This window comes from Enterococcus sp. C74 (assembly GCF_040887125.1).
GTDB classification, from domain to species: domain Bacteria; phylum Bacillota; class Bacilli; order Lactobacillales; family Enterococcaceae; genus Enterococcus_B; species Enterococcus_B hirae.
In genome coordinates this window covers 134,608-155,210 of sequence record NZ_JBFOFA010000007.1, presented here as the reverse complement: position 1 = coordinate 155,210, position 20,603 = coordinate 134,608, and the positions used below count along the sequence as shown (strand labels likewise).

Genomic DNA, 20,603 nt, shown 5'->3' with positions numbered 1-20,603 from the left:
ATCATTTGTCCCCTTCGTCTTTTTTCTCAAAATATGCTATGATTAGTTCGTTATACGCTAAACTATCAAATAAGGAGCTGCCCGCATGACAAGATCTTCTCATCATAAAAAATCGAAATCGCTACACATTGGTCTATTAACTACGCTAGGCGTATTCCTCGCATTAATCGGCTTTTACGCTTACCGCAGTACATATTACACCAATCATTTTTTACCTAACACGGAAATTAATTCCATCAATGTAAGTAACCTGACCGTGCAACAGGCAAATGACAAATTAAAAGACACCTTTTCCAATAAAAAGCTGACGATTGAAGAAAATGGGAAAGTTTGGGAAGAGATCGCAAAATCTGAGCTTGGTTATAAAGATGACTTTTCAGCAGATTTATCTCGATTGTTAAACCAACAAAATGCTTGGTCATGGGGCATGAACTATGTTTCCGCTAGTGAAAAACAAGAAATTGATCCACAAGATACTGATCATCAAAAACTAGATGAAACGCTGGCTTCCACGACGAATAAGCTAACCGAATTAAATAAAGATCGGACACAGACACAAGATGCGACGATTGAAAAATCTGGTGACTCTTTCAAAATAAAACCAGAAGTAACTGGCGATACGATTGATGTGACAGCAGCTATCAACGCGCTGAAAACCAGTGTGAAGGATGGCAAAAACAAAATTGATTTAACTAAATTTCAAACAAAACCAAAAGTGACAGCGACCGATAAAAATTTAACAAAACAAGTCGATGAAATGAATGCCATTGCTAATATCAAAGGAACCTATAGTATCAACGGCAATACTTTCCAGATACCTCGTTCTGAAATTGCTAACTGGCTAACTTACACAGATGGTAAAGTTGATTTAGATACAACACAAGTTAAAAACTATGTAACAGGTTTAGGAGAAAAATATAACACAAGTACGAATGACACAAAATTTAAAAGTACAAAACGTGGTGAAGTAACGGTTCCTGTGGGTACCTATAGTTGGTCAATCAAAACTGATGCAGAAACAGAAGCTTTGAAGTCAGCCATTTTAGCAGGTAAAGACTTTACCCGATCACCAATTGTTCAAGGTGCCACAACAGCTGATCATCCTTTAATAGAAGATACCTATATCGAAGTTGATTTAAAAAACCAGCATATGTGGTATTACAAAGATGGTAAAGTTGCGCTAGAAACTGACATCGTGTCTGGAAAACCTAAGACCCCTACTCCAGCTGGTGTTTTCTATGTTTGGAACAAAGAGGAAAATGCTACATTAAAAGGAACGAATGATGATGGAACCCCTTATGCAAGTCCTGTAAACTACTGGATGCCAGTTGACTGGACCGGTGTTGGTATCCATGATTCCGACTGGCAACCTGAATATGGTGGCGATCTTTGGAAAACTCGTGGATCTCATGGATGTGTCAATACGCCACCAAGTGTCATGAAAGAATTGTTTGGCATGGTAGAAAAAGGTACACCAGTAATCATTTTCTGATAGCTTCAATAAAAAATGAATTCATAAAAAAACTGGTTTCTCAACAAAGTTTATCTTAAACTTTAGAGAGACCAGTTTTTTTACGTCTATCACTATCAAAGGGGGAATAACATGGACGATAAGTTACAAGCTAAAAAAACTTATTATCAACAGTTTCTTGGTTACACTGAGCAACAGATCTTAGAATTATCCGCCAGTATCGCAGACCAGCAAAAACTACTCGTCAAACCAGAGAATAATGAATTTGAACAAAAGATTTTAGTCAAAAAACTAGCCAGTGACAAGAGAAAAATGCAATCATTTTTAAATGGTAAGGGCCTCCTCTGTTCAATCCTTCAGCAGCTGGATAATATTCATACTACGATCGCGAATCAAGATCAAAATAATTCGCTATGGAATAGGTTTTTTCGCTCATCATCCAATGAGTTGGCTAATCACCAGAAATTATTACATACATATGAACTTCTGTTTGAAGAAATAATGAAAGGATTATACAGCGATACACAAAAGGCGTCACCGTATAAAAAACTAGTGCCCAAAGAGAGGTACAAATAATGATTCAAAGATAAAATCAATCACTCTTAAAATAAATTCCAATCCAATCTATCAATAAATAAACAACAGCTGGCTTTGATCCACAAGTTCTATTTTATAAAAATGAATCACAAGTATACTACGAAATGAAGCCGAAAAATCCTAAAATAGAAAACTATTTTAGGATTTTTCGGCTTCATACTCAATTTTAATTACTTCTATAACTCATTTTTTCATGTACACTAATTGATACTTCTACCTAAAATTTTTTTCTCACAAAACCAACGATCAAGCATAAGACAATCGCTGTCAATGCCCCCATTGAATCGAGCATGACATCTTGGAAAGACGGTGTTCGATCCCCTGTAAGCATCTGATGAAATTCATCTAACCCAGCATAACCGGTCGCCGATAACCAAGCTAAGACACTTGTTAACCACCAGATTTTCATTTTAGGAAAGACCCCTAAAAACAAACTACCACCTAAAATAAAATAAGACCCAAAATGAGCACCTTTTCGTAAGAAAAATTCAACGAATTTACCATAACCTAAATGATCTACACTCACTACACCATCGCCATAAGTAAAACGAATATTATCAAATACTTGTTTAAACGGATGATTGGGAAACCACTCTTCGATCCTGGAGACTTGGGATTGTTGTCCGTAAGTTTGCGATGAACTGTAAAATAAGAGAGCCATGATGAGTACTGCAATAACTAAATAAAAGTTGCCATTTTTCATTTGTTTTTTTATTGAATTCATAAGTCACCTCTGCCATTTATAATAGCTCTTTTTTTACGAAACAACAAACTTTTCTTAGAGACTTAAATAAGAAAATAATGCTATACTAATTGTATTATAAATTGAAGGGAGCTTTTTCATGACATATTCACTAAACTGGGATCTTGATTCAATTTTTTCAGGCGGAAGTGATTCCCCAGCCTTAAATGAACGTTTAGAACAATTAGAAAAACAAATCAATACCTATTATCAATCCGTTAATCAATGGGATCATTCAGTCAGTACAAATGATGAACTTACGACACTGATCAAACAACAAGAAACAATTACAGAAGGTTTTTCTCAATGTAATAGTTATATTACGGCTTTGTTATCTGCGAATGTCAAAGATACCAAAGCAAAGCTTTTATCAGGAAAATTATATGCACTATTACCACGTTGGCAATCAGCCGATACGATTTTATCGAAAAAATTTGCAGAAATATCTGACAATAATTGGCAAACATTGCTCCAAACAGATGAATTTTCTTTGATTGCTTTTCGTATGAATGAGATTCGCAGAGACGGTCATCGTTTATTGTCCGAAGCAGAAGAAAACATCATCAATACACTCTCATTAGACGGGCTGAACGCGTGGAGCAGTCATTACGACACAATTGTGGGAACAATCGTGATTCCATTTGAAGAAAATGGCAAGGTAACTGACTTGTCAGCAGGTCAAGCCTTCAATAAAATGATGGGTGATCCAGATCCACTCGTACGTGAAAAGTTATTTATTGCCTGGGAAAAAGCTTGGCAAGAAAAAACGTCTTTACTATCGGACACATTAAATCACTTAGATGGTTTCCGTTTATCAACCTATAAACTACATGGTATGAACGACTATTTACAAAAACCATTAGAATACAATCGTTTGAAAAAAGAAACACTTGATGTGATGTGGGCAACTATCCAAAAAAATAAACAACCGTTAGTTGATTATTTAACAAGAAAAGCCAATCTTTTCGGTAAAGAAAAAATGGAGTGGCAAGATCAAGATGCACCAATTATTTTAGGAGATCTAAAGGAAAAGACGTTTACCTTTGACGAAGCTGCCTCTTTTATCATTGAGAATTTCCAAAAATTCAGTCCCAAAATGGCAACCTTTGCACAATCTGCATTTGAAAAAAGTTGGATTGAAGCAGAGGATCGTCCGGGAAAACGACCTGGCGGGTACTGTACTGAGCTGCCAGAAACCCAAGAATCCAGAATTTTTATGACCTATAGTAACTCAGTCAATGAAGTAGCTACGCTAGCCCACGAATTAGGTCATGCCTTTCATAGTAGTGTCATGTGGGATCTGCCAGCATTGAACCGTGATTACGCAATGAATGTTGCAGAAACTGCTAGCACATTTGCTGAATTGATTGTCGCTGATGCTACCTTAAAAGCAGCCAAAACGAAAGAAGAAAAAATCAATTTATTAGATACTAAATTACAAAATGCTTTGGCCATGTTTATGAATATCCATTCTCGTTTCATTTTCGAAAATCGTTTCTATTCTGCGCGACAAGAAGGACTTGTTTCAGAAGAAGAAATCACTCAAATGATGGTTGAAGCTCAAAAAGAAGGTTATCATGATGCCTTAGCTACTTACCACCCACACTTCTGGGCAGCTAAATTGCATTTCTTTATTGATGATGTTCCTTTTTATAACTTCCCTTACACGTTTGGCTATTTGTTTAGTTTAGGTATTTATGCTTATGCAAACAAAAAAGGGACAAGTTTTGAGCAAGAATACATTGAGTTATTAAGAGATACAGCTTCAATGACAACCGAAGAACTTGCTCAAAAACATTTAGGTGTTGACTTAACGAAACCAGATTTCTGGCAAGCTGGCATCGATATGGTTTTAGAGGATATCAATAGTTTCATGACACTTTCTGAAGAATATGTACATTAATTGATCAAGCTAAATCATTACTAGGTAAAATGATCGATTCATAAACAGTAAAAATAGCAGTTTTTTCATTCATTGGAAATCCTATTTTGACTAATAAGTCCAAATGAGCTAGAGAGAATAGCGGTTGGTTTACACCAACCTCCTTCACTCTAGCTCATTTATTTTGGTTGCTTCGTCTCTCATTCCAAACATCCATGATCATTTTTTGTGAAAATCACCAATGTCCCCTACTATTTTATAGCTACATATAAACTTCATTCTTTACTCACTGATTGCATTACAGACTAAAAAAGACACGTTGTCAAAGGATATTGGTAAAAAGAAACCTTAGAATCATAGGGTATCATTTTTATACTTTTTAAACTATAAAAAAGATGTTGGTGAATTTCACCAACATCAAAAAGAATAGAGCCACAAAAAAAAATGAACAGGAAGATTTCTCCTCCTGTTCATTCTATTTATTATTACATACTTACTGCAAAATCAGGTGTGTACCATTGAACTGAACCAACTTTAACATTTTCACCTGGTTGTGGTGCATGGATATATTGTCCGCCACCTAATGAAATAGCTACGTGATAAGTTCCGCCAGCAGAACCCCAGAATAATAAGTCTCCAGCTTTTGCTTGAGAAACTGAAATTTTTGTTCCAGCTGATTCTTGAGGTACTGTCCAACCACCGATGTCACGGCCAGTTACTTGTAAATATACATAGCGTGTAAAGCCAGAACAGTCAAAGCCACTTGGATCTTTACCACCCCATACATATGGAGTACCAATATATTTGTAAGCTTCTGCTACAATCGCAGCGCCGTTCACACTACCAGAAGGATTTGGTGCTGGTGCTGGAGCAGGCGTTGGTGTAGGTGTTGGAGCTGGTGTTACAGTATTATTGTTATTGTTGTTATTTGTTGTACTGTTATTAGTGCTATTATTAGTGCTGTTATTAGTACTATTGTTTGTATTATTATTTACATTTGTATTAGAGCTGCTTGAACTGCTTTCTGTATTCGCAGGTGTTGACTCTTGTGTAGAAGATTCAGGAACTGTTGATTCTTCTGTTGAAGATGATTCAGTAGAAGAAGAACCAGTTGATGAATTTTCTGTTGTTGTAGAAGATTCAGTAGATGTTGATTCTTCTGTTGTTGAAGACTCAGGAGCTTTTGATTCTTCTGTTGTTGAAGACTCAGGAGCTTTTGATTCTTCACTTGAAGATTGTGCAGCTGATGAGCTTTCTGTTGTAGTTGATGCTGATGATGAAGCTTGTGTTTGTGCAGCTTGTGCAGCAGCTTGTTCACGTGCTTCTTTTTCAGCTTTTTCTTGAGCTGCTTGTTGACGAGCTTGTTCTGCTAAGCGAGCTTGTTCACGGATACGTGCTTGCTCTGCTTCAGCTTCAGCTTTCTTACGGTTCAAGTCAGCTTTCTTATCTTCTGCTGTTGCTTGTTCAGCAGCCAATGAAGTTTTCAAGACATTTAAGTCAGCTTGTTTTGCTAATAAATCGCCTTTTTGTGACTCTAAAGCAGCTTGGTTGTCAGCAAGTTCTTTTTGTTTTGCTTCATTTTCAGCTTTTTTCGCTTCTACTGCTTGTTTGTCTTCTTTTTGTTGTTGTACTAAGTCTTGGTTTGCTTTAACGATTGTAGACATTGCTTGGATACGACCAACAGCATCTGCTAATGAATCTGCGTTTAACACAGCGTCAATATAGTTTGAACTAGTATTTTTTACTTGTGTTTCACGTGCTTGTTTTTGGATTGTTGCTTCACGTTTTTCAATACGTTCTTGTAAATCTTTGATTTCTTGTTTTAATTGAGCAGATTCTTTACGCAATGTATCTTGTTTAGTTAATAAATCTTGTGCTTTTGTGTTAATAGCAGAAACTTGACCTTCTAATGCTTCAATTTGTGATTGTGCACTTGCTTGTTGGTTTTGTAAGTCTGCAATTTTTTTGTCTTGTTGTTGTATCTGAGAATCAAAATCGTCCGCCGCGGCAGCGATCGGTGATCCTACGGCAGTTAAAGCGATTGAACTTAGCATTACCGCTGATAATAAACTCTTTTTCACTCTTCATTCCTCCGACTGGCTTAATTTAATAAATATCTAAATATATTTAAGTCTTTCTTAACGATATAAAAATTGTACCATAGCAGTATGTCAACGATATAATAGTTATGTTACAAAAACATTTCAAAATAAAATCTTAAAATGACAAACATGTAAGTTTCAATGATTATTCACAAAATATGACATTTATTTCAGAAATCAGTACAAAAAAAAGAAATTATTCATCACTGAATAATTTCTTGAATGGAAAAACAAAAACTGCGAATAGAATCATCGTTAATAATAAAGTTGGCCCAAGATATCTAGTAATAAAGTAAGTGTTATTTACAGATACTAATTTGAAAATCAATTGTACAGCTAAAGTGAACAACTCATACCCCGTAACAAAAATAATCATACTAAAAAATTCTGTAAAGATATTAAAGTGGATATAAGAACTCATCGAATACATAATAAAGACCATCAGTGGTAATGCCACCGCATAGATCCCGATTACACCGATATAGTAGGTATCAAAGATTGCTCCAAGGACGACCGTTGTAATCAATAAATACCTTTTAGGAAATTTCATACTGCAAAACAGCAAAGCCAAAATGAGAAAATGGGCACTAGCCATGTATTGCCCATTTGACCACTCGACAAACATTCTAGTCAAATGCCCATCGATCAACATCAATAAGAACAATACAACTGGCAAGTAATATTTCATTGTATCTTTTTTCAGCATAGGTTAATCCTCCACCAGTCGTTGCACGATCGTCACAACTGGCAGATCATACATTCCAGCGTAAGGCTTAACATATACTTCGCGATCCAAGCCATAACTATCTGGTTTGGTCTTGATGACTGTTCCAATCGGCAGATCTGCTGGTGAGTTCCCACCTAAGCCAGAAGTTTGAACGACGTCGCCTTCTTTGATATTCGTATCTCCAGTTAATTGTGTCACGACTAATGCTTGCAGTTTTTCGTCATAGTTTTTCAATAATCCAAACGCTTCTCCACTAGAAGAAGATACCCGAACTGGGAAATGATTCGAACTTTCATTTGACGAAGTCAGCAGCTCGATCTTAGAAGAAGTACGATTGACTTCAACTACTCGACCAATTAATCCTTTTTGTGCCATTACCGCCATGTTCACTTCAATGCCATCTTTTGATCCTTTATCAACGATCAACATATCTTGCCAAGTATCTGGTGAACGTGTAATCACATTCGCCGTTACTTTTTCATAGTTAGTCAATGTTTGATTTAAGTTAAGTTCTTTCTTTAATGCTTCGATTTCTTTTTGGTCATTTTTATTTTTTAATGCTAATTCATCATAACTATCGATTTTCTCTTTTAATCGCTCATTTTCAGAATAAGTCGTGAAAAGATTATGGACTGAATCCACTCCATTTTCGACCCATCTTACGGGCGCAGAGATTGCACGGTCAACAAATGAAACACTGTCATTGACAAAAGACTGGAAGAAATTAGGTTTTCCTTCATTCGCTCGTTGCGCGGCAGTCACACTTAAGATTGTCACCACAATGATAACAATGATTAAGGTAATAATAATATTTTTATTAGGATTGAACTTCTTCACAAAGACACCTCGAATTAATTAGACTCTTATGGTCAATTTTATCACTAATTGAGGCGAAACAAAAGGTATGACACCTCTCTTAAGCTTTTTTTTAGTAAATAATTTGACTTGTCATTTTTAACTATTTCTGTTGTATTTACTCGGTTAGAGCAAACTTAATCTTTACTTTGAATCACTGCGACCATCCCAGTTGAAAAAGAAAAATCAGCCGTATCTGAAACAAATTCATTGCTTGCATAAGAAGTTGCTTGGCTCACATCAGTTGTTTCCAGTTCATACTTGCTCTTTTGGATGGACAGCTCTGTTACAGGCGTCAAACAACAATAGGCCAAATAACGCATCTTATCCATTTTGGTAATCACATGTTTGCCAGGTAAATAGTAGGTGACATGATTTTGACGATCCCAAATAATGATCTTTTGAGCATGTGGTTTAAATCTTGGTTCTAACGGCAGCCAAAGGTTAGCAAGCAGGTGATCCAATCGACCACCAGTTGCGCCAATGATCGTGATTGTTGCTTCTGGAAATCGTTCAATGGCTTGACACAACCCCAACTGCGTATCTGTATCATCTTTTTCTGCTGGTGCTTGGATCAGTTCATTCGTTGCTTGTTCAACTTGTTTTTTTTCATCTACCGATAACGAATCAAAGTCACCGATTGCTAAATCCAAGGGGAAATTGTTTTGAAGAAGATACCATGCACCACGATCAATGCCTACATAACAGTCATAACTGTTTTGTAGTTCTGGCCAATTTTCAGGAGAACCTCCTGCCACTAATAAAACCTGCATTTATTTCAATGCCTCTTTTAACTGGTTGATTTGACCCACTGGATCTTCTGAGTTATAGATATAAGAACCGGCAACGAAAACATCTGCTCCAGCTTTTTGACAAATTTGTGCGGTTTCAGGAACGATACCGCCATCTACTTCAATGGAATAATGCCAATTATTTTGCTCGCGTAATTCTGATAATTCAGCAATTTTCTCTACCGTTTCTTCAATGAAACTTTGTCCGCCAAATCCTGGGTTAACAGTCATCACTAAGACCTGATCTGCTATCGGTAAAACATGTTTGATCATCGTTATAGGTGTTCCTGGATTAATCACGACTCCTGATTTCACGCCTAGATCTTTCATCATTTGCAATGCTCGATGAATGTGTGGAGTGGCTTCCACATGCACCGTGATGATATCTGCTCCAGCCTTCGCAAACGCCGGAATATATTTTTCCGGGTCAACAATCATCAAATGCACGTCTAGTGGTAACTTAGTAATTGGTCGAATAGCTTGTACGATATTGGGACCAAATGTAATATTTGGAACAAATTGTCCATCCATTACATCTACATGGATGTAATCTGCCCCTCCTTTTTCTACTAGTTCGATGTCTCTTTGTAAATTAGAAAAATCTGCGCTTAAGATAGATGGTGCTATTTTCATTAATGCTTCCTCCTATTTTCGTTTACCTTCTTTTTTAGAATAGATTGGTTTTCGATTTTCGACTTCCTGTAAAAATTGCAAATAGTTCTCATAACGTGTTTGGGCAATCTCACCTGTTTCAACCTGGCGTTTCACCTCGCACCCAGGCTCTTTAGCATGCATGCATTCTCTAAAACGGCAATGGTTCGATGCACTGACAAATTCAGGAAATTGTTTTGGTAATTCAGTCGTTTCGATCGTCAAAAAATCGATCGAGCTGAATCCTGGTGTATCTGCTACTAAACCATCATACAATGGGAGTAATTCCACATGTCTCGTTGTATGTCTCCCACGTCCTAAAGAATCAGAGATTTCCCCCGTTTCTAAGTTTAGATCTGGCGAAATTTGGTTTAAGAGTGTAGATTTTCCAGCACCAGATTGGCCCATAAAAACGGTCAATCGTTCTGGGAAGTAACGAATTAATTCTGCAGTATCTCCAGGATATTTCGGAACAATCACTGGATAACCGATCGTTTCATACGTTTGCTTGATCTCATCGATTTGCTGTTCGTTTGAAGTAAGATCTGTTTTTGTCAAAAATATGACAGGGTCAATGGATTCATATTCTAAAGTCACTAGAAAGCGATCCAATAAATTATAAGAAAAATTTGGTTCTACCAAGCTTGTAACTACGACACCTAAATCGACATTTGCTACCGGTGGACGCACCAGTTGATTTTTACGAGGCATCACTTCTAACAAATAACCGTCTGTCTTGTTTTCGCTTTCAAATAGTACTTGGTCACCCACTAACGGAGTGATTTTTCGATTACGAAAGTTTCCTCGTCCTCTCGTTTGATAGGTCTCACCGTCTGCGTGTACATAATAAAACCCACTAATTGCTTTTCTGATTTGTCCTTTGATGTATGCCACCTCCAGTTTTCCTTATTTTACCACAGGAAAGAAAAATCATGTGGCGTTCCTGACAAGAAACTTAGCGAAACTCAATAAAAAATAGCAGAGCACGTTTAGAAACGCTCTGCTATTTTTTATTGTTATTACTATTTGGATGAAGACGACGTGCTTTCTTCTTTAGACGTAGTAGTACTTGAACTTTCTTTGCTGCTTGACGATTCTTTGGTTGAACTTGATGATTCTTTTGATTCTTTGGTTGGTTCTGGTCCTTTTGAATAAATGACATTGACGATCGTTCCTGGAGTGATCGATGCCCCCACGCCAGGAGCTGTTCGGATCACTTTATCTTTTTCTACGGTATCAGAATATTCATAAGACTCATGTCCGATGTATTCTGCGCCAATACTTGATAAATAACTTTGTGCATCACTTTTCGTATAGCCTGAAATATCATTTAATGTTTTCGCATTTGGTCCTTGACTAACGACAAAACTGATATAGCTATTTTCAGTCAATGGTTCACCGTAACTAGGTAATTGGCTAATGATTGAACCAGCTGGAACCGTATCGCTGTAATCATACGTCTCACTGATCCTTTTATAACCATTTGAGCTCAATATCCCACGAACGGTGTCATAATTTTGACCAGTATAATCCCCCATCGTTGGTTGCGCGCCTTGGCTCACAACAAATGTGATCTTATCTGTCGTTGGATCGACTTCCGTTCCTTCTTCATCCGACTGGGAAATGATTCGTCCATTTTCTACTTCATCACTGAACTCGTCTTTTTTCTCGATACTATTAGCTGGAAAACCAAGCTTCTTCAATCGGCTACTTACTTCGTCAAAATTCATCCCAGTATAATCATCTAACTTGATTTTTTTCTTACCTGTGCTGACGTAAAGGGTAACTTCACGGTTTTGTTTCACTGTAGTTCCCGCTGCTGGGTCCGTTTTGACAACGTCTCCTTCTTCGATTTGTTCATCAGGGATCTCTTCGGTTTTTGTTGCTGCTTCTAATTTAGCTTTTGCTAAAGTATCTCTGGCAGACGCTTCTGATAATCCCGAAACGTCAGGAATTTCGACTTCTCCACGACCTCCAGAAGCAAAAAAGACGGCTGTTCCGATTCCTAATAAGGCTAAGATCACCAATAAAATAATCCACCATTTTTTATGCTTTTTACTCTTTGGATCAGGAAGTGTCTCTTCTGCCATCACAGGAGTTTCTTCTGATTTTTCTTTAGGTAATGGCATGGATTTAAATGACTCTGGCATTGGTGTATCTTCTTCTAATGGTGTGATCACTTGAGTTTCTTTGGTCATTGCTTGTGGCACCCATTTGGCTTCATTTGCCCGAGCAGGAGACAGCGCTGTTGCTAAGTCTTCTGACATTTCTTCTGCTGTTTTATATCGATCTGCCGGTTCTTTTGCAGTAGCTTTCAATACCACATTTTCTAAAGCTTGCGGCGTTGTTGGGTCTAGATCCTTGATTGAAGGTAACTCATCTTGGAAATGCTTCAAGGCAATCGTCACTGCAGACTCACCATCAAAAGGAACACTGCCAGTTAATAATTCGTAAAGAATGATCCCTAAGGCATAAATATCTGATTGTTTCGTAGCCATACTTCCTCTAGCTTGTTCAGGAGATAAGTAATGGACAGAGCCTAACATCGTATTCGTTTGTGTGATCGATGTTTCAGATAATGCGATTGCTATACCAAAATCAGTGATTTTGACCACGCCCTCATTATCGATCAAGACATTTTGTGGTTTCAAATCACGATGAATGATTTGGTGCGTATGTGCTAAAGAAATAGCTGATAAAATTTGTTGCATAATATTGACTGCTGTATCATAAGGAACAGGATAATGGGTTTGAATATAGCGTTTCAGGTCCATTCCTTTTACATATTCCATCACGAGATACTGCATGTTGTCTTCTTCTCCAACATCATACACACTAACAATATTAGGATGAACTAGTTCAGTCGCAGCTAGTGCTTCTCGTTGAAATCGTCTAATTGCCGTTTGATCATTTTGGAAATCGAATCGTAACACTTTGACTGCGACATCACGATCTAAAATAAGGTCATGGGCTAGAAAAACATTTGCCATGCCCCCACTACCAATATTTCCAGTGATTTGATAACGACCATTCAACTTTTTGCCTAACTCAATCATGCTACGTCCTCCTTGTATTCGATCAGAAGAACGGTAATATTATCTGCTCCGCCTGCTTCATTTGCACGTTCGATTAATTCTGTTACCTTGTCGAACAAAGCCCCTTCTTGATTGATAATCGTTCCAATCGTTTCTTCAGATAACATGTTCGTTAACCCATCCGAACACAACAACAAACGATCTTTTAATTGCCAAATATAAGTCGATACATCGACTTCTACAGATCCTGGCATTCCTACAGAACGAGTTAAAATATTTTTTCGTGGGTGGTTCGCTGCCATTTCTTCACTTATTTCTCCAGATTTTACTAGTTCATTCACTAAAGAATGATCTTCTGTCAGTTGAATGATTTTATCTTCACGGATCAAGTAGGCACGGCTATCCCCCACATGAGCAATAGTAAACTGATCTTCTGATAAAGCTGCTGCTACGATCGTCGTTCCCATCCCATTGTATTCTGGTTGCTCTTGGCCACGTTGATAAATACGAGTATTTTCTTCTTGGATCGTTTGGATGAACCATTGCGCTACTTTTTCGTCATCACTTAAACTTAGATTTTCCCAAGCAGTTCCTAAGTTTGTCACTGCCATCTGGCTCGCGATATCACCTGCACGATGACCGCCCATTCCATCTGCCAATACTGCTAGTTTAATTCCAGCTTGATTCGTAAAAACACTCGCATAGTCTTGATTTGTATTACGTCGTCTTCCTACATCTGATTGATATTCAATCTGCATTCTTTCACCTCATTACTTTTTACGCAAACAACAAATGAAAAACCCATCTGTATAGAACTGATGTGGGTATAAAGTCAACATTTTATCTTCGATTGATGATTGTAGCACAGGATCAACTAAAACATCAATCCTTTCAAAATCAGTATGTCGCTGTAAAAATGTTTCAATGACTTCTTGGTTTTCCTCTTTAAGAATCGTACAAGTACTATAAGTTAATATTCCAGAAGATTTTAACACAGATGCACAACTTTCCAAAATCGCCAATTGGATCGCTGGTAAATTAGCTAACTCGCTGGCATTTTTTTTATAACGAATATCCGGTTTTCTTCTCAATAGTCCTAATCCTGAGCATGGGGCATCAACTAAGATACGATCAAATGTTTCAGCTGAAAATTCCTCTTTCACTTCACGTGCATCCATTTTTTGTGCATAAACAGTTGTAAAAACACCTAAGCGTTCCGCATTTTCTTCAATGAGTTTTACTTTATGTTCATGAACATCCAGTGCTGTAACTTCGCCACCACATGTTGGATCTAAAAACGTGGCAATATGCGTTGTTTTTCCTCCTGGTGCCGCACAAGCATCTAAAACATGATGTTCTGGCTCGATTTGCATAGCGGGTGCGACCAGCATCGAACTTTCATCTTGGATCGTCATGACCCCGTCATGGAATAAGGAACTAGATGCTAAATGTCCTTTTTCAGCAATTACCCCATAAGGACTAAGTTTACTTGCTGTCGCTGAAATTTCTTCTGCTTGGAGTGTCTCGATTGCTTGTTCTCTAGGATATTTTCTGATATCTACTCGACCACTGACGTGACTTGGCTGGTAGAGGGAAAGTCCTAATTTTTCCGTTTCTTCATAACCGATTTGATCAGTCAATCGCTTGGTTAACCAGATCGGTAAACTGATTTTTACGGATAAGCGTTCAATCGGATCACTGATTTGTTCAACATCTGGTTTACCTTGTCGTTGATAATTTCTTAAAACACCATTTACAAATTTCCCAGTACCAGGATTTCCCTTGATCTTAGCAATTTCGACCGCTTCATTTAAAATCGCATGAGCTGGAACTTTATCTAGAAATTCCAACTGATAAACTGACAAATAAAGTAATGTTTTAACCCAATCATCCACTTTTTTTGCTTTTGCTATCAATGGAGCGACATAAAATTCCAGTAAAAGTTGACGACTGATCGTTCCATAAACTAATTCAGTAAACAAGCCAACATCTTTTTGATTTAAATCCCCTTGATTGATCATTTCGTTCAATAATAAATTAGAATAAGCACCGCCCTTGTTTACTCTTTCAAGGGTGATCAGTGCCATATAACGAACAGATTTTTTCATTTTTTTTGGTATTTTTGCCATTATTTCACCTGCTGCCCAATCATTACCTGTTGTCCACTACCATTTAAAAACTCATTGATCGCTTGTTTTCCTTTACCTGCTGGCTGTAATTCTTTGATTGCCAACACCGTTTGTTTACCACAAGCAATCCACAGATTTTTCTTATCTTTTTTGATGATGGTCCCTGGCTCCGCCGTAGTTTTCTCAGCTAACGCTTCTACATTTAAAAGTTTCCAACGAGTTTGTTCGTATGTCGTAAATGCAATCGGCCATGGTCGCATCCCACGGACTTGGTTGTCGATCTCTTCTGCTGTCTTGTTCCAATCAATTGCTTCTTGCTCCCGCGTGATATTTGGCGAAAAAGTTACCTTTGATTCATCTTGTGGACGTGGACTCAAATTTCCATTCAAAATATCAGGTAATGTTTTAAGTAATAGTTGTTTCCCTAATGCACTTAACTTTTCAAACATGGTTCCCACATCGTCTTGTTTAGTGATTGGTAAACTTTCTTGAGCATAAATGCCCCCTGCATCCATCTTTTTGATCATTTCCATGATCGTTACACCGGTTTCTTTTTCCCCGTTGATAATCGAGTAATGAACTGGCGCCCCTCCTCGATATTTTGGCAATAAAGATGCATGTACATTTATAGCTCCGTGAACAGGTGCCTGTAATAATTTTTCTGGTAAAAATTGACCAAATGCAGCTGTGATAATCACATCTGGTTGTAGGGCAATGATTTTTTCCATTTCTTCTGAACCAGAGATTTTTTCAGGTTGTAAAACCAATAAACCGTGTTTCACGGCTGCTTCTTTTACTGGGGTAGGGGTGATGATTTTTTTACGTCCCACAGGGCGATCAGGTTGTGTCACGACTGCGACTACTTCATACCCTTCTTCTAATAAGCCTTCAAGGATCGGTACTGAAAAAGCTGGCGTTCCCATAAATACTAATTTAGTCATCAAGATGTTCCTCCATATACTCTTCTAATTCGGCTTCTGGAATTTGCTCAATCATTTTTTCAACGAATAATATACCGTCTAAATGGTCGATCTCATGCTGAAAGGCACGAGCTAAGTAACCAAAGGCTACTACTTCGATTTCTTCGCCTTCACGATCATAATAGCGAACCGTTACTTCGTCAAACCGTTTGACGGTCCCATAAACATGAGGGATGCTTAAGCAACCTTCTACATCAATGCTTTCTCCCTTTGCATCAATAATTTCTGGATTGATTAATTCAAACTTTTCACCTTCATCTACTTCTACGATTGCAACTCGCTTGTTTTGACCAACTTGTGGAGCGGCAATGCCAATACCGTCGTTAGCAACCATCGTTTCATATAGGTTATCTAGTAAAGTAATTGTTTCATCTGTGATCACATCGATTGGTTGTGCGACACGTTTCAATTTATCATTGGGGTGGATCAATATAGGATAGCGCATGTAAATTCCCTTCTTAAATAAAGTGTAATGGTTCATTATCAATCGCGACAAATAATCCTTGTCGTTGTTCTTTTTGGCTCTGGTCTAAAATATTTTTTAAGATATTCGCTAAATTAGGCTCCTGTTTATATTTAATGATCAACTGGTAATAGTACCGATTTTTTACCCGATTCACTGTACTAGGGGTCGGTCCTAATAACAAGCTTTGATTTCCTAACACTTGCCGTAACTGATTCGCAACCTCAAAAATCTTCTTAGCAGCAACTTGTTCTTCCTCATGGCTGGTCGTGATTTTGACAGTAAAATAATAAGGTGGGTATCCACTACGATGTCGGACGGCCATTTCTTGTTGATAGAATCGCTCATAATTTTGTTCTTTTGCTAATTCAATTGCATAATGTTGCGGATTAAAGGTTTGGATAATCACTTCGCCTGCTTTTTCGGCTCGGCCTGCCCTTCCCGAAACTTGCGTAAGCAATTGGAACGTATGCTCGCTTGAACGAAAATCAGGCAAGTTAAGGGAAGTATCAGCATTCAAAACGCCGACCAACGTCACATCAGGAAAATCCAACCCTTTGGCAATCATTTGCGTCCCCAGTAAGATATTCGCCTTTTTTTGACCGAATTGTTGCAAGATACGTTCATGCGCGCCTTTCTTTCTGGTCGTATCAACATCCATACGTAAAACACCAGCTTCTGGGAAAAGGGTCTTTAATTCTTCTTCGACTTTTTGGGTCCCTGTTCCATAGTAACGAATTTTATTCCCTCCACAGTTAGGACAACGGTGTGGGATTGGTTCTTCATGTCCACAGTAATGACAACGCATGGAGTGGGTGTCCATATGAAGGGTCAGAGAAATATCACAATTGGGACAAGGTAAAACAAAACCACAATCCCGACACATCACAAAGGAAGAATATCCTCGCCGATTTAGTAACAGCACAATCTGTTCTTTTTTCGCCAAACGGTCTTGGATTTTTGCTTGTAACCGTTTGGAAAATGTGGACGTATTATGTTGTTGCAATTCTTGTCGCATGTCAACAACTTCAATTGTTGGAAGTTGAGCAGACAAGTTGGCTCTTTGACTCAAATGGAGTAATTCATACAGCCCTTTTTGTGCTCGAGCACGTGATTCAAGAGATGGTGTCGCACTTCCTAGTACTACTGGACAATGATGATAATTTCCACGCCAAATCGCTAGATCTCTGGCATGATAACGTGGCGTTTCATCTTGTTTATAGCTTGATTCATGTTCTTCATCAATGATGATCAATCCGATATTTTCTAAAGGAGCAAAAATTGCCGAGCGGGCGCCAACAACAACTTGAGCTTCATTTCTTTCGATTTTACGCCACTCATCGTATTTTTCTCCCTGAGATAGCCCGCTATGTAAGACAGCGACCGCCTCTCCAAAACGCCCTTTAAAACGCTCTACCATTTGTGGTGTCAAAGCAATTTCAGGAACAAGCATAATCGCTGTTTTATTTTGAGCTAATACCTCAGCAATGGCCTGTAGATAAACTTCTGTTTTTCCACTTCCAGTAATTCCTTCTAATAAAAAAGTGTGACTCTTCTCTTGTTGCCCTGCTTCAACGATACGTTCTACTGCATGTTGTTGTTCTTTATTTAGCTGGAATGCTTGTGTTTGTTCAAACGTGCGATTTTTATAAGGATCACGATAACTTTCTACTTCTTCAAAAGTTAACCAGCCTTTGTCTTTTCCTTGATTCAAAGTTGCCGTGCTGATACCTTTTTCTTTGTAATAGCTAATTGGTTCAGCCTTTTTTTGCTCAGATAAGCAAAGCAGAAGTTCTTTTTGTTTCTTCGCATTCGCTCTTAACTTTCCCCACTCTTCCTCAAGCTGGACACTATTCAAATTTGAGCGGATCAAACGAATCGTTTTGACTTTGTTCTTAGTGTGTACTTCATATCTGATATCTACTAACTTGTCCTGACGCCAACGGATCAATTGGGATAAAATGCCCTCTTCTTGCGCTTCTTTCCAGGAGATTTCTGTTCGTCCTTTAAAGAATGCCTGGACGTCCGCCGCTTCACTTACAGGATAGATTTGTTTGTCATAGGATGCTTTCATGACAGCAGGAAGCATCGTTTGTAAGCAAGTGATCTTAAACGCATAAGTGATCGTCTTCATATAATCAGCCAATTGAAGTAGTTCTTGATTAACCACAGGTGCTAAATCTAATACTTGGACAATCGCTTTTAAATTTTTTTGTTCGATGCTATCTTGTACTCGCAAACCTACAACGAACCCTTGAACATGACGGTTGCCGTTACCAAAAGGAACTTCTACTCGCATCCCGACTTGAATCGCCGTTTCTACTTCAGAAGGAACCAGATAGGTGAAAGGCTGATCGGTTTGCATAGTGGGTACATCGACGATAACATCAGCTGTGATTGGCATGGTTTCCTTCCTCCTTTAGTTACTCTATCAAATAGACAAAATCGTTCTTGCCTATTTTACTAGAGATTGCTTGGTTTGTCTTATTTTCTGATGAATCCTTACAAAAAATTAACGGCGCAGCAGCATTCCGCAGAAAAGTCATTCTTATATGCTAAAACGTGATCCTAAAAAGAAGCCGAAATTCCACAAAAATTTGAGAATACAAATTTCGGAAATTTCGGCTTATCCAAAGAATCTAGCACTTTTTATTGGTTTTGCTCTTCACGGATACGTGACTCTAACTCTTGTTGTTCACGATCTTTTTTGGCTTTACGCTCTTCATCTTCCATTCTCAAGCGTTCCCGTTTTAATTCAGGATGAGGATCATTGATCACATTTCCTGCTTCGATTTCTTCTAATGCCTGTCCAACACTTTTTACTGATTCAAATGAATCCATCGTAGGTTGTGCTTTTGCATCTAGCTCGTGTGCACGTTTGCTTGCTAAGATAACTAGAGAATATTTTGAATTTACGCGATCTAACAATGAGTCGATTGAAGGTTTTAACATCATAAGACTACATCTCCTTTAACATTTTGATATATTTGCCGATCACACGGTCGACACGAAAGTGTTCACTGGCAATGATATTTTTGATTCGTTCTACCGCCAGGGGTACCTGGTCATTGACTACGGCATAATCATATAGTGCCATCATTTCAATTTCTTCTTTGGCAACTTTCATTCGTTCTTCGATTACTTCATCTGCATCTGTCCCACGGCCAACGATTCTTGATTTTAATTCGGCTAAATCGGGAGGAGTTAGGAAGATAAATACGCCATCTGGTACTTTTTCTTTGACTTGTTGAGCACCTTGGACTTCGATTTCTAAAAATACATCTTTTCCTTCGTCCAATGTTTTATTGACATAAGACAAAGGTGTTCCATAATAATTCCCTACATATTCAGCATATTCCAGCATTTCTCCGGCTTCGATCATTGCTTCGAATTCTTCTTTGCTTCTAAAGTAGTAATCGACTCCTTCGACTTCTCCTTCACGCATCTTACGAGTAGTCATTGAAATCGAATATTGGAAATCATTATCCTCACTCTCAAAAATTGCTTTTCGCACTGTGCCTTTTCCTACACCTGATGGTCCAGACAACACGATTAATAATCCACGCTCTGACATGACGACGTCCTTTCAACTAGTCTTTTTATACTAACGTTTATTTTGCACTTTTTTTCGACAACTTTCAAGGGCATCTTTGATTATAGCAAAAAAAAGCGCCTTTGACTGGCAAAACCTTTGCTTTTCACTCGGGCTTTTGATGATAGTGATTAACTATCAAGTTCATCCTTTATTCAAAAGTTCAAAAAAAGGTCCCTCTCACCTTACAGGTTCTAACTGAGCAGCATTCTTTTTCAAAAAAATAGTGAGAAGCGCAACATATGGTTGCAGCTCTTCTCACTAACATGCCGATTACCGTCGTTTTTAAAAACCCATGTTTGACAAGGTATTGACAACACCCATGATCTCATCTTTTCGAGAGAGTGCTTTTTCAGTTGGGTCTTTCACTTCTTCTGCATCGATTCTCACAATAAATTGACGATTCATCGTCACATAAGTCCCATCGTTAACTAACAATTGGATTTCTTTCTCCGTCACTTGCGCACAGGCATCCTGCCAAGCTTCAAATCCTGCTTTTTCAGAAGGAACATTTCTTTTGATGACCGTTTTCCCACTTAATTCATGAAACGTGATATCATAATAGTTCATTTTTTTCGTCTCCTTG

19 protein-coding genes are annotated in these 20,603 nt (G+C 38.0%); 3 read left to right on the top strand and 16 right to left on the bottom strand.

Annotation, left to right across the window (positions count from 1 at the left end; translation table 11 throughout):
- Positions 1–85: 85 nt before the first annotated feature.
- Together AB3H93_RS10445 and AB3H93_RS10440 are read left to right on the top strand one after the other, a co-directional pair.
- Positions 86–1,492, top strand: a complete 1,407-nt coding sequence (locus AB3H93_RS10445) for a L,D-transpeptidase family protein (RefSeq protein ID WP_010720585.1) — start codon at positions 86–88, stop codon at positions 1,490–1,492.
- Between the two features lie 111 nt (positions 1,493–1,603).
- Complete coding sequence (locus AB3H93_RS10440) at positions 1,604–2,047, top strand: hypothetical protein (RefSeq protein ID WP_368020541.1); 444 nt, start codon at positions 1,604–1,606, stop codon at positions 2,045–2,047.
- 238 nt (positions 2,048–2,285) lie between these two features.
- Here the strand turns inward: AB3H93_RS10440 and AB3H93_RS10435 are convergent, their stop codons facing one another.
- A complete protein-coding gene (locus AB3H93_RS10435) occupies positions 2,286–2,792 on the bottom strand; it encodes a VanZ family protein (protein WP_010720587.1) in 507 nt (168 codons plus the stop codon).
- A gap of 118 nt (positions 2,793–2,910) precedes the next feature.
- Between AB3H93_RS10435 and AB3H93_RS10430 the strand changes: the two genes are divergently transcribed.
- Positions 2,911–4,713 (top strand): M3 family oligoendopeptidase, encoded by a 1,803-nt coding sequence (locus AB3H93_RS10430; RefSeq protein ID WP_094940751.1) that lies wholly within the window; start codon positions 2,911–2,913, stop codon positions 4,711–4,713.
- 464 nt (positions 4,714–5,177) lie between these two features.
- On the opposite strand, the gene AB3H93_RS10425 is transcribed toward AB3H93_RS10430, so the two are convergent.
- From AB3H93_RS10425 to AB3H93_RS10355, 15 genes are all read right to left on the bottom strand, one after another.
- Positions 5,178–6,773 (bottom strand): NlpC/P60 family protein, encoded by a 1,596-nt coding sequence (locus AB3H93_RS10425; protein ID WP_368020540.1) that lies wholly within the window; start codon positions 6,771–6,773, stop codon positions 5,178–5,180.
- A gap of 217 nt (positions 6,774–6,990) precedes the next feature.
- Positions 6,991–7,500, bottom strand: a complete 510-nt coding sequence (mreD, locus tag AB3H93_RS10420) for a rod shape-determining protein MreD (RefSeq protein ID WP_010737284.1) — start codon at positions 7,498–7,500, stop codon at positions 6,991–6,993.
- 3 nt (positions 7,501–7,503) lie between these two features.
- The gene (gene mreC / locus AB3H93_RS10415; protein WP_010720591.1) at positions 7,504–8,358 is read right to left on the bottom strand and encodes a rod shape-determining protein MreC; all 855 of its coding nucleotides are present in this window, start codon (positions 8,356–8,358) and stop codon (positions 7,504–7,506) included.
- A gap of 155 nt (positions 8,359–8,513) precedes the next feature.
- A complete protein-coding gene (locus tag AB3H93_RS10410) occupies positions 8,514–9,149 on the bottom strand; it encodes a thiamine diphosphokinase (protein ID WP_368020539.1) in 636 nt (211 codons plus the stop codon).
- Entirely contained in the window at positions 9,150–9,800 is a 651-nt protein-coding gene (rpe, locus tag AB3H93_RS10405) for a ribulose-phosphate 3-epimerase (protein WP_010720593.1), read from the bottom strand.
- Positions 9,801–9,812: 12 nt separating this feature from the next.
- Positions 9,813–10,712, bottom strand: coding sequence for a ribosome small subunit-dependent GTPase A (gene rsgA, locus AB3H93_RS10400; protein ID WP_368020538.1), 900 nt, complete (start codon positions 10,710–10,712; stop codon positions 9,813–9,815).
- Between the two features lie 128 nt (positions 10,713–10,840).
- Entirely contained in the window at positions 10,841–12,874 is a 2,034-nt protein-coding gene (gene pknB / locus AB3H93_RS10395) for a Stk1 family PASTA domain-containing Ser/Thr kinase (protein WP_368020537.1), read from the bottom strand.
- Positions 12,871–13,611 carry a Stp1/IreP family PP2C-type Ser/Thr phosphatase gene (locus tag AB3H93_RS10390; RefSeq protein ID WP_010720596.1) on the bottom strand — a complete coding sequence of 247 codons (741 nt, stop codon included), beginning with the start codon at positions 13,609–13,611 and terminating at the stop codon, positions 12,871–12,873. The genes pknB and AB3H93_RS10390 overlap by 4 nt, the downstream gene beginning before the upstream one ends.
- A gap of 12 nt (positions 13,612–13,623) precedes the next feature.
- Positions 13,624–14,982 carry a 16S rRNA (cytosine(967)-C(5))-methyltransferase RsmB gene (rsmB, locus tag AB3H93_RS10385; RefSeq protein ID WP_010720597.1) on the bottom strand — a complete coding sequence of 453 codons (1,359 nt, stop codon included), beginning with the start codon at positions 14,980–14,982 and terminating at the stop codon, positions 13,624–13,626.
- Positions 14,982–15,923, bottom strand: a complete 942-nt coding sequence (gene fmt, locus AB3H93_RS10380) for a methionyl-tRNA formyltransferase (RefSeq protein ID WP_010737278.1) — start codon at positions 15,921–15,923, stop codon at positions 14,982–14,984. Before fmt ends, rsmB begins: the two co-directional genes overlap by 1 nt.
- Positions 15,916–16,407 (bottom strand): peptide deformylase, encoded by a 492-nt coding sequence (gene def / locus AB3H93_RS10375; RefSeq protein ID WP_010720599.1) that lies wholly within the window; start codon positions 16,405–16,407, stop codon positions 15,916–15,918. The genes fmt and def overlap by 8 nt, the downstream gene beginning before the upstream one ends.
- Before the next feature lie 13 nt (positions 16,408–16,420).
- Positions 16,421–18,829 carry a primosomal protein N' gene (gene priA / locus AB3H93_RS10370; protein ID WP_368020536.1) on the bottom strand — a complete coding sequence of 803 codons (2,409 nt, stop codon included), beginning with the start codon at positions 18,827–18,829 and terminating at the stop codon, positions 16,421–16,423.
- A gap of 245 nt (positions 18,830–19,074) precedes the next feature.
- Positions 19,075–19,380 (bottom strand): DNA-directed RNA polymerase subunit omega, encoded by a 306-nt coding sequence (gene rpoZ, locus AB3H93_RS10365; RefSeq protein WP_010720601.1) that lies wholly within the window; start codon positions 19,378–19,380, stop codon positions 19,075–19,077.
- Between the two features lie 4 nt (positions 19,381–19,384).
- Positions 19,385–19,999 (bottom strand): guanylate kinase, encoded by a 615-nt coding sequence (gmk, locus tag AB3H93_RS10360; RefSeq protein WP_010720602.1) that lies wholly within the window; start codon positions 19,997–19,999, stop codon positions 19,385–19,387.
- Positions 20,000–20,302: 303 nt separating this feature from the next.
- Positions 20,303–20,587, bottom strand: coding sequence for a hypothetical protein (locus AB3H93_RS10355; RefSeq protein WP_010720603.1), 285 nt, complete (start codon positions 20,585–20,587; stop codon positions 20,303–20,305).
- Positions 20,588–20,603: the final 16 nt, after the last annotated feature.